Source organism: Peribacillus sp. YIM B13477 (assembly GCF_042787955.1).
Lineage (GTDB): Bacteria > Bacillota > Bacilli > Bacillales > DSM-1321 > Peribacillus > Peribacillus frigoritolerans.
This window is the reverse complement of record NZ_JBHZPD010000001.1, coordinates 699,562-715,974: the sequence shown is the minus strand read 5'-3', so window position 1 is coordinate 715,974 and position 16,413 is coordinate 699,562. Positions and strand designations below refer to the sequence as shown.

At 41.3% G+C, this 16,413-nt stretch carries 16 protein-coding genes; 2 read left to right on the top strand and 14 right to left on the bottom strand.

The window, feature by feature from the left end:
- Window positions 1-80: 80 nt before the first annotated feature.
- Window positions 81-851, bottom strand: coding sequence for a TerC family protein (locus ACFX4H_RS03535; RefSeq protein ID WP_034307571.1), 771 nt, complete (start codon window positions 849-851; stop codon window positions 81-83).
- 195 nt (window positions 852-1,046) lie between these two features.
- A complete protein-coding gene (locus tag ACFX4H_RS03530) occupies window positions 1,047-1,664 on the bottom strand; it encodes a YpjP family protein (RefSeq protein ID WP_377433948.1) in 618 nt (205 codons plus the stop codon).
- Window positions 1,665-2,100: 436 nt separating this feature from the next.
- Between ACFX4H_RS03530 and ggt the strand changes: the two genes are divergently transcribed.
- Window positions 2,101-3,789 (top strand): gamma-glutamyltransferase, encoded by a 1,689-nt coding sequence (ggt, locus tag ACFX4H_RS03525; protein WP_237752060.1) that lies wholly within the window; start codon window positions 2,101-2,103, stop codon window positions 3,787-3,789.
- On the opposite strand, the gene ACFX4H_RS03520 is transcribed toward ggt, so the two are convergent.
- The 9 genes from ACFX4H_RS03520 to ACFX4H_RS03480 all read right to left on the bottom strand — a co-directional run bounded on the left by ACFX4H_RS03520 (window position 3,790) and on the right by ACFX4H_RS03480 (window position 13,114).
- The gene (locus ACFX4H_RS03520) at window positions 3,790-4,569 is read right to left on the bottom strand and encodes a class I SAM-dependent methyltransferase (protein WP_241634205.1); all 780 of its coding nucleotides are present in this window, start codon (window positions 4,567-4,569) and stop codon (window positions 3,790-3,792) included. It lies immediately after the preceding gene.
- A 76-nt stretch (window positions 4,570-4,645) separates the two neighbouring features.
- On the bottom strand, window positions 4,646-5,074 hold the full coding sequence (locus ACFX4H_RS03515) for a BrxA/BrxB family bacilliredoxin (RefSeq protein ID WP_057277313.1): 429 nt from the start codon (window positions 5,072-5,074) through the stop codon (window positions 4,646-4,648).
- Window positions 5,075-5,246: 172 nt separating this feature from the next.
- Window positions 5,247-6,917: a dihydroxy-acid dehydratase gene (gene ilvD, locus ACFX4H_RS03510; protein WP_034311212.1), complete on the bottom strand. Its 1,671-nt coding sequence runs from the start codon at window positions 6,915-6,917 to the stop codon at window positions 5,247-5,249.
- A gap of 281 nt (window positions 6,918-7,198) precedes the next feature.
- Complete coding sequence (locus ACFX4H_RS03505; RefSeq protein ID WP_034307581.1) at window positions 7,199-8,335, bottom strand: conserved virulence factor C family protein; 1,137 nt, start codon at window positions 8,333-8,335, stop codon at window positions 7,199-7,201.
- 131 nt (window positions 8,336-8,466) lie between these two features.
- Complete coding sequence (locus ACFX4H_RS03500; protein WP_054400375.1) at window positions 8,467-10,344, bottom strand: ABC-F family ATP-binding cassette domain-containing protein; 1,878 nt, start codon at window positions 10,342-10,344, stop codon at window positions 8,467-8,469.
- Complete coding sequence (locus tag ACFX4H_RS03495; RefSeq protein ID WP_377433943.1) at window positions 10,341-10,985, bottom strand: HD domain-containing protein; 645 nt, start codon at window positions 10,983-10,985, stop codon at window positions 10,341-10,343. Before ACFX4H_RS03495 ends, ACFX4H_RS03500 begins: the two co-directional genes overlap by 4 nt.
- Window positions 10,986-11,038: 53 nt before the next feature.
- On the bottom strand, window positions 11,039-11,884 hold the full coding sequence (locus ACFX4H_RS03490; RefSeq protein WP_249598179.1) for a DegV family protein: 846 nt from the start codon (window positions 11,882-11,884) through the stop codon (window positions 11,039-11,041).
- Window positions 11,885-12,025: 141 nt separating this feature from the next.
- Window positions 12,026-12,502 carry a glutathione peroxidase gene (locus tag ACFX4H_RS03485; protein ID WP_249598180.1) on the bottom strand — a complete coding sequence of 159 codons (477 nt, stop codon included), beginning with the start codon at window positions 12,500-12,502 and terminating at the stop codon, window positions 12,026-12,028.
- A 78-nt stretch (window positions 12,503-12,580) separates the two neighbouring features.
- The gene (locus ACFX4H_RS03480; RefSeq protein WP_377433940.1) at window positions 12,581-13,114 is read right to left on the bottom strand and encodes a hypothetical protein; all 534 of its coding nucleotides are present in this window, start codon (window positions 13,112-13,114) and stop codon (window positions 12,581-12,583) included.
- Between the two features lie 167 nt (window positions 13,115-13,281).
- Between ACFX4H_RS03480 and metA the strand changes: the two genes are divergently transcribed.
- The gene (metA, locus tag ACFX4H_RS03475) at window positions 13,282-14,190 is read left to right on the top strand and encodes a homoserine O-acetyltransferase MetA (protein ID WP_057277307.1); all 909 of its coding nucleotides are present in this window, start codon (window positions 13,282-13,284) and stop codon (window positions 14,188-14,190) included.
- A 108-nt stretch (window positions 14,191-14,298) separates the two neighbouring features.
- Here the strand turns inward: metA and ACFX4H_RS03470 are convergent, their stop codons facing one another.
- From ACFX4H_RS03470 to mntR, 3 genes are all read right to left on the bottom strand, one after another.
- A complete protein-coding gene (locus ACFX4H_RS03470; protein WP_241634210.1) occupies window positions 14,299-14,994 on the bottom strand; it encodes an AIM24 family protein in 696 nt (231 codons plus the stop codon).
- Window positions 14,994-15,689, bottom strand: a complete 696-nt coding sequence (locus tag ACFX4H_RS03465; protein ID WP_241634211.1) for a class I SAM-dependent methyltransferase — start codon at window positions 15,687-15,689, stop codon at window positions 14,994-14,996. The genes ACFX4H_RS03470 and ACFX4H_RS03465 overlap by 1 nt, the downstream gene beginning before the upstream one ends.
- Window positions 15,690-15,918: 229 nt before the next feature.
- Complete coding sequence (mntR, locus tag ACFX4H_RS03460; protein WP_034307593.1) at window positions 15,919-16,347, bottom strand: transcriptional regulator MntR; 429 nt, start codon at window positions 16,345-16,347, stop codon at window positions 15,919-15,921.
- Window positions 16,348-16,413 lie beyond the last annotated feature (66 nt).

The window sequence follows — 16,413 nt, the reverse complement described above, 5'->3', positions numbered from 1 at the left end:
ATCTTAACTCTTTATAAGTAACATCTGTCTTGAAAAGACAATTTTCTACTATATTTTGATGACAGCTTTTTAAATGACGCTCAGCCATGTTCCTTGACCTTTTTCCCTTTCTTCAAATGATACACGATTGTAGTGCCGAAAATCAGTAATATAAAGACAAAAAAGATCGCAGGCGGGATTTCGATCCCTGCAACTGCCATTAACATTTTTATTGCAATGAATCCGATAAGGACATAAGCGGCAGTTTCCAATTCTGGAACCTTATCTATCAATTTTAGAAATACTCCGGCCACTCCCCGCATCATCAAGACACCAATCATTCCGCCTGTCAAAAGGACCCAGACTTTTTCACTCACTCCGAAAGCGGCCAAGACACTATCGACGGAAAATGCTATATCCATCAATTCCACTGCCGCAACCGTTCCCCATAAAGTACCAAACATTCGGATCAGTATGCTGTTTTTACTCATTCCCTTGATTTCTTCGTCAATCCCAGCTTGTTTTTTTCTTTTATCCCTAAAGTATTTAAACGAGAGCCAACCAAGGTAGGCAGCTCCAATCACCTTCACCCACCAAAGCTTTATAAGGAAAACACCGATTCCAATCGCTATAAATCTAAAAGCATAAGCACCTAACAAACCGTAAAATAATGCTTTTTTCCGTTGTTTTTCAGGAAGGTGCCTAACCATTATAGCTAATACCAGAGCATTATCCGCTGATAGTAATCCTTCCATTAAGACGAGCGTTCCAATCAATCCCCAGCTAACCGGATCGGATAAAACCTCCACCCACATATGCCAGTCAAAAAATTGAGCATACGTTTGCACGATGTTATTTAACAACTCTGACATGATAAAGACTCCTCTGTTCCTATAACAGCTAATTTAAAAAACCTTTTAAAATAACATTGTTCCCAGTTATGATAAAAACTTTACTTTAAGTTTAAACACAAAATAAATACGTTGCAGGACAACGTATCATTCGATGTTTATTAAGTTTCATTTCATCATACTCTTCCACTTAAATAAAATCAACGAAACCCACCACTATGAGAGCTTTTGTTTACTCGTCCACTCTGGCGGCGTATTTTTATCCCAATATATTTTCCCTATATTATAATGGGTGGCAAATGAATCATGATGGGTATGATAGTGAAAATCGAACCAATGTCCTTCCAATGGGGGATTTTCCTGCCTTACATGGAATCTGATGATATCCTTGCCGCTGTTTGAATCATAAATATGGAATATTTTCTCGGCCCTGCCGGCACTCGGCTGCTCAGTGATTGTTAATTGCTGTAATTTTTCATCCGGAAATTGTGCAGCCATTTCTGTAATGGCTTCTTCCATTTTTGGTATTATGACCATTTTGAATTCATCGCCAATTTTTGGATTGATCTTATCGCCAAATTTCATAAATGCGTTTTCCTCTGCCTTATTCAGGATGTCCGATAAAAACTCCTCCCGGTTGAATTCCTCTTCAAGTTCATTCGAATCCTGCGAAGGAAGATAAGCTAATCCCTCTTCTTCCATTAAGCCTTTTTTAGTATCCTTTAACGAATCGGCTTCCGCTAACCACGCCAGATCTGAAGGAGTAACAAGACCAAACGTCAAAACGGATACTAAAATGACGAGACTTTTCCTGAACCATACCGCTGCTTTCAACTCACACTCCCCCTCCTTTTTTGTATTGTCTTTATATTTAGTATACTTTTATTTTTTGGTAATTACGAATATATAGTTACCCATGTTTTAAAAATCAAAAAAAAGGATAAATACCTATATAAAGTTTAATGAACTCGAACTTTTTAATAAATATCAATAAATTTACATTTAAATGAAGGATTTTGACGATTTTTGGAGAAATTAATTAGATTCAAGTCTTTTTAAGGAGGGGTCTTATATGGCTTCGACTGCCATGGTGGCTTTATGTCTTGTAACATTAGCATTTTTCGTATATTTATCATTTGCTGATTAAGAATAAATGAATACCTACGAAAAATCTCCTTGTCATTTTTCTACAATGACAAGGTTTTCTTTTCACCCAAACATAAGTTTACCTTTTTGGCAGATAAAAGGACTGAATAATGGAGGAATCATTTTGGAAAACAACAATGAGAAGATAAAAGATAAGGATTACAAAAGGGAAACTGCGAAAGGGAGCTCCGGAATGGTCGTTACAGCTCACCCTGTCGCAACTTCCATAGGGGAAAAAATATTACGTGAAGGTGGAAATGCTGTCGATGCGGCCGTCGCCATCCAATTTGCCCTAAATGTTGTTGAACCAATGATGACTGGTATCGGCGGAAGCGGTTTTCTTATGGTATATAATGCAAAAGATAAGGAAACGAAAATATACGACGGCCATGTAAGGGCACCTAAAGCCGCACATCGAAACATGTTTCTTGATGAAAAAGGGGAAGTCATCCCTTTTAAAGAGAGATCCATCAAAGCAACAGCGGTTGGCATTCCTGGAATACTGAAAGCTATGGATGAAGCACTCGCCGAAAATGGCAGCAAGCCATTGGCAGAACTTATCGAGCCATCCATTGAATTTGCTGAAAAAGGAGTTCCCGTCAATTGGGTTCTATGCGATGCTCTTAAAAACTTTGAATATCGATTGGGCGATGAAGCGCGTAAGTTCTTCATACCAAACGGAAAACCCTATCAGGATGGCGATTTGCTGATTAAAGAAAAATTGGCGAATACCTATCGGATATTACAACGTGAAGGAATTTCCGCTTTTTATGAAGGTGAAATCGGAGAGGGCATCATTTCCTGCATACAAGAACTTGGAGGGTTCATGGAGCTTTCTGATTTAAAGGGCTATAAAGCTACTATCGATGAACCAATGTATGGGACTTATAAGGATTATTTAATTGCTTCATCAAATGCGCCAAGTGCCGGCGGATTCACGGTCATTCAAATCCTGAAAATTTTGGAAAGCTTCCAAATCGAACAATATGACGCCCGTTCCTGGGAAAAATATTATTTAATCGCAGAAGCGATGCGTCTGGCATTTACAGATAAAAAAGCATTTCTCGCTGATCCCGAATTTGCCGAATTGCCATTGGCAGGTCTCATGCATGATGAGTATATAGCTAAACGCCGCTCATTCATTAATTTCAAGTCAAGAAATAATGCCATTGACTTCGGAAACCCTTGGATTTATGATTCCGTGCAACAAAGGGAAGTCATTCCGCAACCTAATGAAGAAGAGATCAGTGAAACGACGCACTTCACTGTCCGTGACAGATGGGGTAATATCGCAGCATGCACTTCTACAGTGGAACATCCATTCGGATCAGGCATCATGGTTTCCGACTATGGTTTCATGCTGAATAACGAACTGACTGATTTTGATTCCATTCCTGGCGGCATGAATGAAGTGCAGCCCAATAAACGCCCAGTCAGCTGTAAAAGCCCGACCATCATCTTTAAAGACGGCGAGCCGATCTTGACTTTAGGGTCACCAGGAGGACCAACCATCATCAGTTCAGTCGTCCAAACGATCATTAATGTACTCGATTTAAAAATGGATTTGAAAGCAGCCATCGAAGAACCTAGAATTTTCACTCCGATGGGGCCTCATATTGAATGGGAGCCTGGAATGGATATGACTAGCAAAGGCCACTTGGAAGCAATGGGCTTCGCCTTTAATGAAGTTCCCCACTCAATAGGGAATGTCCAAGCGATTCAAATCAACCCTGATGGCTCGAACTATGGTGCTGCCGATTCAAGCCGGGAAGGCTGTGCCATGGGTCTGGACGAAACAGATTATAAATCGTGATCACTGGATGGAAATGAAGCCAAAATGGAATTTGGATGTTTTTCTTTTTAGTACCTCAAATCCAAATTCCTCAAAGCGGGAGCTGCGGTAATGGTCTTTCAACACGACTCTCTTGCGCGCAACCCGCTTGGCTTCTTTCATTATTTCAACCGATAGATCCTTACCATCCGCAAAATGAGTCAGTCCCCTGATACCATTCGATTCCTGAATCGTTTCTTCAAACATGGGATCGAAATATACGACATCAAAATGATTATCCGGCAATGTTTTCAATATTTCGTAATGGTCACCCTGCCTGACCTCTATTCTTCTCATCGCAGAAATCATTTTTTCTTCTGCATCCTCCCATGTTTTCATTCCACGGTCCACGAGCAAGGCCAAATATTGATTTCCTTCCAATCCGACAACCCGTCCATGTTCACCCACCGCGAAACTTGCGACAATCGCATCAGAGCCCAATCCCAAGGTACAATCAAGCACAGCGTTCCCTTCATTTATATCTCCGGCAATGAGAAATGGATCACTCTCTCCGCGCATTATTCTTTTTATACGGATCATCGCCAGGTTCGGATGAAAAAAGAATGGTTCTTTTTCCTGGTATCGAAATAACTCCATCCTCTTTTTACCAAAAACAAGGCAATCATCTTCATTATGTTCCGCTTGGATATCTCTCACCGATCGTTTTCTTCTTGCTATAAAGGGGATTTGCAATTCTTCAGCTAACCTTTTGGCTAATATCATCGTTTCTTTATCGGCTCTTCCTACTGTTGTGACAAACATGAATCCTACCCCTTCATACTCTCTTAAAATTTGAAAAGAATGCCCTGTTTCCAGGACATTCCGCTTAATCACTTATTTACTTACTGAACGCTGCCAATAAATTTTCCATGATGGCTTCCATTGGCTGTCCTTCTATATCATGGCGCGGAATGAAATGTACGACCTCTTTGCCCTTTAAAAGAGCCATGGATGGTGAAGAAGGTTCTATTCCATCGAAGTATTCGCGCATTTTAGCTGTCGCTTCCTTATCTTGGCCTGCGAATACAGTTACCAAATGATCTGGCTTATTGTCCGCTTGGAGTACGGCTTGAGTAGCAGCTGGACGGGCTAACCCGGCAGCACAGCCGCAAACTGAATTCACGACCACAAGTGTCGTACCTTCCACCGATTCCATAAAGTTTTCAACCGCTTCAGCGGATTCCAACTCATCAAAACCTGCCTGCACCAGTTCCGCACGCATTGGTTTCACCATTTGTTTCATATATTCATCATATGCCATCGACATAAAAAAACCTCCTTGGTTACAATTCTTCAATTAGTATAATGATACTATATTCTTCAGTGCATATGCAAAAATGACGCTTAAAGCTTTGTAAAATTTCATTGTTCTTCACAAAGAAACATGGTGACAGAATCCAGTTTCATTCTGCCACCATGTTTTAGTCTTCCCTTTAAACTTAAACTTTCATCACTCCGCCTGAGCTGGCATTCGTCACAAGTTTGGAATAACGCGCTAAATAGCCTGTCCTGACTTTTGACTCGAAGCCTTTCCAATTGGCTTTGCGTTTTTCGAATTCTTCATCGGAAATTTCCAATTGGATTTTACGATTATTCAAATCCAATTCGATGATATCTCCATCTTCAACAAAGGCGATCGGGCCTCCCTCAGCTGCTTCGGGGGATATATGTCCAATGCTGATGCCTCGCGATGCTCCTGAAAAGCGGCCATCAGTGATCAAACCGACTTTCGCTCCAAGTCCCCTCCCGACGATTTGGGAAGTGGGTGCCAACATTTCCGGCATTCCCGGTCCACCTTTAGGCCCTTCGTAACGAATGACCACTACATCCCCTTCTTTAACCTTTCCGGTAATGATTCCGGAAAGTGCATCTTCCTGGGAATCGAAACAAATGGCCGGACCCCTGTGATAGCCACCAACTGATGCGTCAACGGCGCCCACTTTTACGATGGAGCCTTGAGGAGCAAGGTTACCGAACAATACCGCAAGCCCGCCACGCTCAGAATGGGGATTATCCAATGGATGGATTACATCCTTGTCCAATATTTCACAACCGGCAACATTTTCGCGGAGCGTCTTACCTGAGACAGAAAGGCAATCTCCATTAAACGCACCTGGTTTTTTGAGTAACTCATTAATGACGGCACTTACACCACCGGCATTATGTACATCTTCAATATGGTAATCGGATGCCGGTGCAATTTTCGCTAGATGCGGTACGCGGTTAGCTATTTCATTTATGCGTTCCATCGGATATTCAAAACCTGCTTCATGTGCCAATGCAAGCGTATGAAGCACGGTGTTCGTCGAACCGCCCATCGCCATATCCAAGGCAAAAGCGTTATCAATTGCATCAATCGTCACGATGTCACGAGGCTTGATATCCTGTTTGATTATCTCCATCAACTGTTTAGCTGATTTCTTAACGAATTCCTTACGTTCTTCGGCTACTGCCAAAATCGTTCCATTTCCCGGTAGCGCAAGTCCCAATCCTTCAGCCAGGCAGTTCATGGAGTTTGCTGTGAACATTCCTGAACAAGAACCGCAAGTAGGGCATGCAACTTGCTCGATCTCCTGCAAATCCTCTTCATTGATATTACCTGCTTGATAAGCACCCACCCCTTCAAAAACGGATGTTAATGAAAGAGATTTACCATTTTTATCTTTACCTGCTTTCATGGGTCCGCCGCTTACGAATATTGTAGGAATATTGACACGAAGTGCTCCCATCATCATTCCCGGCGTTATCTTGTCACAGTTTGGAATGCACACCATACCGTCAAACCAATGTGCCGATACAACAGTTTCCACGGAATCTGCGATGATTTCACGGCTTGGCAAGGAATAGCGCATACCAATATGACCCATTGCAATTCCATCGTCTACCCCGATCGTATTAAATTCGAAAGGAACACCGCCCGCTTCGCGAATCGCTTCCTTCACTATTTTTCCGAATTCCTGAAGGTGGACATGACCTGGAACGATATCGATGTATGAATTACAAACCGCGATGAACGGTTTACCGAAATCTTCTTCTTTAACCCCTGCTGCCCGCAACAGACTTCTATGTGGAGCTCGATCGACCCCTTTTGTAATCATGTCACTTCTCATATTTGATGTAGACATTTGTTGTACCCCCAATTTCCGCTAAATGTTTAATGATTCAGAATAATATAATTTTTAGTATACTCTAAAAATTCTAACATATTTATAGACAAATGCAACCATTCTTCACTAAATATCTACAAAAATCATTTTACTAAAATAATAGAGTTCCAATTTATAGATTCGACCTCAGGGGAACCCCTTTCAAACGATTGGAAATGATCCTAAAAAAATAAAAAGGCATGCGGATTATATCAGCCGCATGCCCTTTTCCGGGTCAATTCAAATCACTTGTCATTCGCTTGTCTTGATTCCGTCATTTGCTTCCAAACCGAACCTTTTGCTTCTTCGCCATTTTCTATTCGGTCTATAGCCATCTTGACCTGCAGGGCCACTTCGAATTCAGGATCCTGTTCCGCTTGTTTAAGATAAGGGAGGGTCGTTTCATTTCCCACTTCGTATAAAAACATCGCGGCACGCCATCTAACCAATTTATTTTTATCCGAAAGTGATTGAGACATTTCTCCCATCGCTTCTTCAAAGCCAAGATCTGATAAACAATCACCAGCAGTACGTCTTACGGCCGCGCTTTTATCTTTCAAGGCTTTATACAAGCTCGGAAGCACTTTTCTATCTTCAATCATACCCAAGTATACTACCGCGAGCCTTCGAATGGAGACTTTACTGTCGGAGAGTGCCATATCCAATACTGGAATATCATCAACCGTAGGATCTTCCATTTGTTCTAAAGCCTGATAACGCTTTTCCCAGCTTTCATCATTCAGCATTTCTGCGGTCAGTTTAATTTTTGGACGTTTCAAAATTGCTTCCTTCGTATCGACCATTTCTTTTGCAGCTGCAACTAGCCGATTAATTCGATCTTCCGGATAAGCTGCAATCAGTTCATCCGATACTTCCTTCACGATATCTTCCATATCACCATATCTTACGCCATAATCCTTCCATTTTCGAAGCAGGACTACATTATCATCTTCTTTTTGGGCAGCAGCAATGCCCTTTATGAAATAATCCGGTAAGGCAAAACGTTTTTCGTGTTGACTATCACTTGCTTTAATTTGCATCGGAATGCCCTTGAATTGTTGAATGGCAACAGTTACTTCACCGTAATGTTCATTTAATGCCCTTTGTTGATTTTGTTCCTCGGTTTTTTCACCAAAGACCTGACGGATTTGGACCAAGATATCTTTCCAATCATATTTCGCGTTTCGCTCAACGGCTAAGAAGTCCGCAACATGATATACCCCTTTCACTCCCTCGATCGTAAATAAATCCCTTATCAGCTTGGGTGCTTGGTCAGCTTGATCTTTCTTATAATTATTGCTTTTACCAGCTAATAGCTCTTCTGTTAAATTGATTTTCATTGTATTCGGACTTGGTGTAGGTTCTATCGACTTAATTTTCAATGCATTTCTCTCCTTTGACAAGACGTTTTCATGTACTAGATATTATCACATCGGCAACAGATTCTCATGCAATTGAGATTGGCAAAAAAAAAGACTGATCCAAGTTTACTTCCTTGGACCAGTCACCACGCTCATTCTTCTTCCAATTTTTCCGCTAAATACGCCCATCTTTCCATCAAATGGTCTAATTTATCCGTTAGTTCCTTTTCTTCTTCAAGAAGCAGGCGGACTTTTTCAAAATCGCTTCCCGCTGCTGACATTTCTGATGTTATGTCTTTCAAGCGCAGCTCGGCCCGCTCCATGTTCCCTTCTATCTCTTCCCATTCCTTACTTTCCGCATAGGTCAGTTTTTTCTTTTTCTTTTCGGTCCGGTTCATCTGTGGCTCTGGTGCTTTTACTGGCACAGCCTCTTCCGTCTTGTCTTCCAAGAACTCTGAATATGAGCCGTAATAAAAGTCAATGTCACCTTTATTCTTGAAAACAAGAAGCTGGTGGCACGTTTTATCCAAGAAATACCTATCATGTGAGACAGTAATGACTACCCCTGAAAACGTTTCTAAATAATCCTCAAGAACGGTCAAGGTTTGCGTGTCCAGATCATTCGTCGGTTCATCCAAAAGCAGGACATTGGGTGCCGACATCAATATGTTAAGGAGATATAATCGCCTTTTCTCCCCACCGGACAGCTTACGAATTGGTGTCCCATGCGATCCCATTGGAAATAAGAACCTTTCAAGCATCTGCGCAGCCGATATGAAACTACCATCTTTAAGGGCGATTGAATCCGCCGTTTCCCGAATATACTCTATCATGCGCAAATTCTCATCCATATCGACACTTTCTTGCGTATAGTACCCTATTTTCACGGTTTGCCCTTTTTCCAGGTTTCCTTCATCTATGGATTCCCTTCCTGCCAGGATATTCAACAAGGTTGACTTTCCGCTGCCATTATTACCGACGATCCCAATTCGATCACCTGGTTTGAAGAGGAAGGAAAAATGGTTGATGATGGTTCGATCACCGAAGGATTTAGATACATCCTGCATCTCAAGTACTTTTTTCCCAAGACGGGCACCGCTTAATTCCATTTCCAGGTTCTCGGTTTTCTGCTTATCCTTTACACCTGATTCCAATGTTTCGAAGCGTTGGATCCTGGCCTTTTGTTTCGTTGTCCGGGCCTTTGCACCCTTACGGATCCAGGCCAGTTCTTTTTTGAATAGACTTTCCTTTTTCGTTCTTTCAGCCGATTCATTCTCTTCACGAATGGCCTTTGATTCTAAATAATCCGCATAGTTTCCTTTGTATTCGAAAAGCTGGGTCTGGGCAATTTCCCAAATCTTATTGGACACACGATCAAGGAAATATCGATCATGGGTTACAAATAAAACGGATTTTTGATATTTACCTAAATATTCTTCAAGCCAAGTGATGCTTTCAAAATCTAGATGGTTCGTAGGCTCATCCAAAATCAATAAATCAGGGGTCTCAATCAAGGTTTTTGCAAGGGCCGCACGTTTTTTTTGGCCGCCTGACAGTTCCCCCAGTCTCCTTGAATGATCAGGAAGTCCAAGCTTGGTCAGTATCGTTCTGGCATTGGCACTTGTATCCCAGGCGCCTAGCGTGTCCATATCCTGCTGCTGTTTTAACAAACGGTCCTGTATTGCGCTATTCTGCGGGTCTACTTGAAGTTGAATGAGCGTCTTTTCATACTCTTTAATCAACGAAAATACAGGAGTTGAACTTTCATACATATATTCCATGATCGTCAATTTCTCATCAAAATGCGGATCTTGGGACAGATAGGAAATCGTATAATCATTCGGATGATCCTTCGTTCCTAAATCACTGTCTTCCAGCCCTGCGATGATATTCAATAATGTCGATTTACCGGTGCCGTTTATCCCAACGATCCCGATTTTTTCCCCTTCGGTAATGGAAAAAGAGACATCTTTAAAAAGCAGCTTTTCCCCTTGGGTTTTCATTACATGTTCCATGCTAAAAACTTTCATAATCGTACATCCCATTCCTTATTAAATTCCTCTAAAAATCCTACCATATACTCATGCCTTTCACTAGCAATCTTCTTGGCTGTACAAGTATTAAGCATGTCTTGCAAGCGCAATAATTTTTCATGAAAGTGATGAATGGAAGAGCTTTTGCCATTCCTGTATTCCTTCTTGGTCATGTTTTCCCTAATGGGCAATGAAGGATCATACATAAGCTGTCCCTTCTTTCCGCCAAATGCAAATGTCCTGGCTATGCCTATGGCACCAATTGCATCCAAGCGGTCCGCATCCTGAACAATTTCAGCCTCTATCGAAGGTAGCCTCATCTGCCCTGCACTAAATGAAATTGTATTGATGATCTGTTTGATGGCATCAACACTATCAATATCCAACTTTATTTGATCAAACCAAGCATCAAGCTTTTTCCAGCCCCCATCGGCCTCCTGGTTTAGTTTATCATCAGGGATATCATGAAGCAGAGCCGCCATTTCAATGATGAACTCATTTCCTACTCGTTCTTCTTTTGCAATATGTAAAGCCAGCTTACGAACACGATCGATATGGAACCTATCATGGCCGCTGGCATCAGAATTCAATCGGTCATATACATACTTCTCCGTTAACTCAATCATCGTTTGTTTCATTTCACCACTCCATGTCCTTTCTATTTTACCATGGTTCTCAATAATGGTGTGCTTTAATCTTCATTGAACCAACTGAGCCCAATCGTCTGTTCACCGGTATGCACCCCGATGGCGCTCCCCAGTGGGGATACATGGATCAACACATGAGGGAATTCTTCGGAAATCATCTTTTTCCATTTTTGTGCCTGCTCCGACACTCCACCATATAATATGGTGCATTCCTTTACTGTTCCCGCTTCGACTGATCTGCGAAAATCAGTGAAGATCTGTTTTTCCGCTTTTTTAAGGTTCCGAGGTTTAGATTTAGTATGGAGCACACCATTTTCAATTGAAATGATGGGTTTAAAGCTCAGCAGGCTTCCTAGAATATACTGTGCGTTTGTTAACCTGCCGCTCCGATGCAGCTGATCTAAAGAGCCTATCATTACATAGGTCTCATGGTTATCCGCATACATTCTCGTTTTGACGAATGCTTCATTGATGGAATCGCCATTCTCAATACAATGCATGAGCCGTTTCAAGATTAATAGCATTGGAAAGGAAATAAGTAAAGTATCAAAAACGTCAACAGGGATCGTAACCATTTGTGCAGCTTGCCTGCTCGCAGAAACCGTCCCGCTCAATTCACTGGAAAGATGTACGGCTATGATTCGATCATAGCGTTTTTCAAGCTCCTTATATAATTCCTGGAATCGGCCGACCGAGGGCTGTGACGTGGTGGCCGTGATTTTTTCCTCACTCATCCGCCGATATAATTCCTCAGGTAATAGGTCGACGCCATCTTCATATTCCTTCCCATCGATGATGACGACCATCGGAACGATGTATACATGTTCATTCAATGATAATTCTTCATCTAAAGTTCCCGTACTATCTGTTACCCATGCAATTCGTTCCATGGTTTCCCCCCTCATTTGTGTCTTCTATTATATTCAATATCCCAACCATCTGTCCCCTTTTAAAAACGGATGCATGCAATAAATATCTTCCCTCAAGAAAAGAGCCCAACAGAAACTTTCCGTTGGACTCGATTTCATACTTCATATTAATTTTTTTATATCTTCTTCCATTTCCAGAGGTTTTGTTTTAGGTGCAAACCGGCTGACGATATTTCCATTACGATCAATCAAGAACTTTGTAAAATTCCATTTTATCGATTTGGACCCCATCACTCCAGGAGCATTTTCAGTCAGATATCTGAATAAGGGATGGGCTTCCTTTCCTTTGACATTCACTTTTGCGAACATCGGGAAGGTTACACCATGATTCAATTTGCAGTATGAATCGATTTCCAGATCATCACCAGGCTCCTGATTCAAAAACTGATTACATGGAAAACCAAGCACGACTACCCCATCCTCTTTATATTGCACATACAGACTTTGCAAATCATCATACTGTGGCGAAAAACCGCATTTGCTTGCGGTATTCACTATAATCATCACTTTCCCTTTATATTCCTCAAGCGAGATTGTTTCGCCATTGATTTTATTGACTTCAAATTCGTAAATGGACATGAATGATCTCTCCCTTTAGTATGATGATTCATTTTACCGTATTTAAAGGTAGGTTTACCAACTTTAATCCTTTTCCTATCATCCAGGAATCTTCACTGCTTGAATGGATTGAATCAAATACTCTACCATGTCTTCCAAATCATCCATTTGCTCTTCTCTTACAAGCCTTCCAAATGAAATTTTATATATAGAAGAAGTAATGGGTTGCACTTTTTTACTGACCGTTTCGCTGGTCGTCACTGATATGATTCTCTGATCTCCCCAGATTTTTTCCAGGTCACTCATCAATTGTTCAGCATTCACTTCATCAAGCTTTTTAGGAAAAGAAATGAATATATTGACCGTGCAGCCTGAATGCGTATCATCAATAGCTGCATCGAGTAACTCCGAACTTAGGTTATGTAGGGAAGCGTGTAGCTCAATGGCACCGCTAATCGAAATGGGCGCGTTTGTTTTTTTCAATTCCATCTCGATCTTATATGATCTGGACATGGTTGAGAGATTCACTATATCATCACGGTTTATGACCAATATATCCCCAATGAAGTCACGATCGTAAACCGCTCCCTCCAATACCACTTTCATGTTTTCAAATGCTGTAGGATCAAACAATCTCCAAACACCTCTCCAACTTCATAGTTAATGTATTCCGATCTTCCCATTTTACCATTCCCAGGCCATTTCCTTCGGGATTTACAAGAAATTATTAAAATAGCTTTTCTATTCAATAATTTTCTATATAATTAAAATATTATGATTTTTGAAGAAGGAGGCTAATCATGCCAATTAGAATTCCGGAACAACTGCCAGCAAGGGAAATTTTAGAACAGGAAAATATCTTCGTAATGGATGAGCAAAGAGCTACCAATCAGGAAATCCGTCCATTGAATATATTAATTTTAAACCTAATGCCAGAAAAAGAAAAAACGGAGGCCCAGTTACTGCGCTTTCTTGGCAATACTCCCATTCAAGTAAATATATCATTCCTGCGCTTAAGCACACATGAATCAAAGAACACAAGTAAATTTCATTTAGATCAGTTTTACAAATCATTCAATGATATTCGCACAAAGAAATATGACGGCTTGATCATTACAGGCGCTCCAGTGGAAAAGCTGGAGTTTTCAGACGTTAATTATTGGGAAGAACTGCAGAGCATCATGAACTGGTCAAGTGAAAATGTCACATCCACCCTACATATCTGTTGGGGGGCACAAGCTGCCCTGTACCATCATTATGGAATAGGCAAGTACGAACTTCCAGAGAAATGCTTCGGGGTATACACTCATGAGGTCCTTGAACCGAATGAAAATCTAGTCCGCGGATTCGATGATTATTTTATGGCCCCTCATTCACGCTATACGGATATTGACTATCAAAAATTAGTTAACCATCCTGAATTGAAGGTTCTCGCACAGTCCGATCAAGCTGGTGTATTGATGGCTGCTTCAGTTGATGGAAAAAGAATTATGGTTACCGGCCATTTCGAGTATGATGCCGATACCCTTGGTGAAGAATACAAGCGCGATAGGGAACGCGGGATCAATACGCAACTCCCTGAAAATTACTTTCCTGATAACGATCCGACCAGGATACCTCTTCACCGCTGGAAGAGCCATTGCAGCCTGATGTTCTCGAATTGGCTGAATTATTATGTCTACCAATCAACCCCTTATGAGTGGGATTGAAAGGGTAAGAAAAAAGAAGCTTTCACTTTGAAATGAATCGCTTTTTTATGGCAGACACATCCGATCATCATGGGAAACAACCTGAGTAGCTGACTCAGGTTGTTTGTTTCATGATTCCTTATTACCGAAATATACCTCTTCAAAAGGTTGGACGACCACAAATCCTTGTCCTTCGAATTTCATTTGAACGGATTCGCCGCTTCCCCTTCCAAAAAACGACTTCAATGAAACATCCGTTACGAATTCAGGCTGCAATTCCCCTGACCATGCTACTGTGGCATTCGGGTCGGTATAAACTGGATTCCCAGGTTCCACCATTAAAGTAAGAGGCTCATAATGGGAAGTGAATGCGACCATGCCTCTCCCCTCGAGCCTTACGTTGAACAATCCGCCCGCCAATAACCCGGCAATGCGCCGCATCATTTTTATATCCCATGAAATCCCCGGCTCAAATGCGAGTAAATCATTTCCGTTAACACAGATCGATTCACCATTTAACTGTAAAATGGAAATCTTCTTCCCTTGATCCGCGACGTATAGCTTGCCGCTTCCGGTCGCTTTCATCAGGGATGCACCCTCACCGGTTAAGGCTTTTTTAAAGAGTTTACCAAAACCATGCTCCAAAATACCTTCCCGCTCGAATTTAATTTGGCCGCGATAAGAAACCATCGTTCCCATTTTTGCCCAAATCTGCTTTTCCAAATTAATCTCCAGGATTCGTTCCGTTTCAAGTTCAAATAAACCTTGACCCTTATCCTGCTGTTTCGTCTTTTCAACGAATTGATCGATTTGATACTTCTCCATCACTGCCCCACCTCTTTTTGAAAGAGGAAAAGCCACATGAACGATACAGCTTGCTTTAATTCCTTTGAAAAATGTCCGAGCTTTGTATAGTCCACCCCTCTCTTTGCTACGCCGGTATCAGCCACTGCCTTCCATCCCGTTTCTAAAGCCATTTTTTCAAATTCCCACGGCTGCATGGTATTCATGATGACTTCATCTCCCAATAACCGGTGGAAGCTGAATTTTTTTCGCGGCTCAGCTGTTGGACCAAGTATTCCAAAACAGACATAACCTCCAGGCTTTATTACCCGTTGGATTTCCTTCAACACCGTTAAGGGTTCACCCGTATATTCCAAAGAATTAATGACCATTGCCGCATCCATTTCTTCATCTTCGAAGGGAAGGTTATAAAAATCCCCTTGCAGGAAAGAAAGTCCTGGTTGTTGAGCGGTTTTCCCCTTTGCAAATTCAATCATCACATTGGATAAATCAACTCCAGTTACTCTAAATCCCGCTTCGGCCAATTTCAAGGAGCCAACTCCATCTCCACAGCCTATGTCAGCCACCTTCACTCCCGAAGGTACATATTCAGAAAAGAAGGGAATGATGTTTTTCCGACTCCCCGTTTCCCACATTTCTTGCGAATTCTTCACCCACATAGGTGCAAAAACATCCCATTCCTTTTCCGACTCTTTATGCCATGTATGTATATTCATAAGAAATTCACCCTCCCATTTAACCCCTAATCAATAAGTTGCTGAAAAACACAAAATCACTTCGTTTTCCCGAATCAAAATACCGGGGCCTCTTTATAGCTATTCTGTTCATAATCAAAAAATCCTCTTTTAAAACGTCACTCCCCTTTACACCTTATTTGTAAAATAACCATGCCCGATTCAAGAAGAGAGATGATATTAATACATAAAAAAAACTGCCAGCGGCAGCTTATTTTGAATTTTCTTCATTTCTTTTTTGTATCTTACGTAAATCCTCGACACGGTCAGAAGATTCTTCAAAGAATTCAACCAGGTCTCCAATCCTATCGATGGCATTCCAACTAAGGTGGTGTTCAATCCCCTCTACATCTTGATAAATATTTTCTTCCTTGACCCCAATCAACCTTAGCATCTGTTCTAAAAGTTCATGACGATATACGAGCCTTTTACCAACTTTTTTCCCATTTGCGGTTAAAACGAGACCCCGGTACTTTTCATATATCAAATATTTTTCCTGATCCAGTTTTTGTACCATTTTTGTAACAGAAGATGGGTGGACGGAAAGATTTTCGGCAATATCGGAAACTCTTGCATATCCTTTTTCTTCAATAAGTAAATAAATTTGTTCTATGTAATCCTCCATGCTCGGTGTAGGCATTCGGAATCCTCCCATTCAAACGCATATCTAAAAATTTTACTATATTAACGGCCCCGAAACAAGAAG

Bases quoted from the DNA above. Each gene is read 5' to 3' on its own strand.
- ACFX4H_RS03470 (WP_241634210.1), bottom strand. From the start codon at position 14,994: ATGGAGAAGTATCAAATCGATCAATTCGTTGAAAAGACGAAACAGCAG.
- metA (WP_057277307.1), top strand. From the start codon at position 13,282: ATGCCAATTAGAATTCCGGAACAACTGCCAGCAAGGGAAATTTTAGAA.
- ilvD (WP_034311212.1), bottom strand. From the start codon at position 6,917: ATGAGAAGTGACATGATTACAAAAGGGGTCGATCGAGCTCCACATAGA.
- ACFX4H_RS03465 (WP_241634211.1), bottom strand. From the start codon at position 15,689: ATGAATATACATACATGGCATAAAGAGTCGGAAAAGGAATGGGATGTT.
- ACFX4H_RS03520 (WP_241634205.1), bottom strand. From the start codon at position 4,569: ATGTTTGTCACAACAGTAGGAAGAGCCGATAAAGAAACGATGATATTA.
- ACFX4H_RS03535 (WP_034307571.1), bottom strand. From the start codon at position 851: ATGTCAGAGTTGTTAAATAACATCGTGCAAACGTATGCTCAATTTTTT.
- ACFX4H_RS03515 (WP_057277313.1), bottom strand. From the start codon at position 5,074: ATGTCGATGGCATATGATGAATATATGAAACAAATGGTGAAACCAATG.
- ACFX4H_RS03485 (WP_249598180.1), bottom strand. From the start codon at position 12,502: ATGTCCATTTACGAATTTGAAGTCAATAAAATCAATGGCGAAACAATC.
- ACFX4H_RS03490 (WP_249598179.1), bottom strand. From the start codon at position 11,884: ATGGAACGAATTGCATGGGTAACAGATAGTACGGGAACTTTAGATGAA.
- ACFX4H_RS03495 (WP_377433943.1), bottom strand. From the start codon at position 10,985: ATGAAACAAACGATGATTGAGTTAACGGAGAAGTATGTATATGACCGA.
- ACFX4H_RS03500 (WP_054400375.1), bottom strand. From the start codon at position 10,344: ATGAAAGTTTTTAGCATGGAACATGTAATGAAAACCCAAGGGGAAAAG.
- mntR (WP_034307593.1), bottom strand. From the start codon at position 16,347: ATGCCTACACCGAGCATGGAGGATTACATAGAACAAATTTATTTACTT.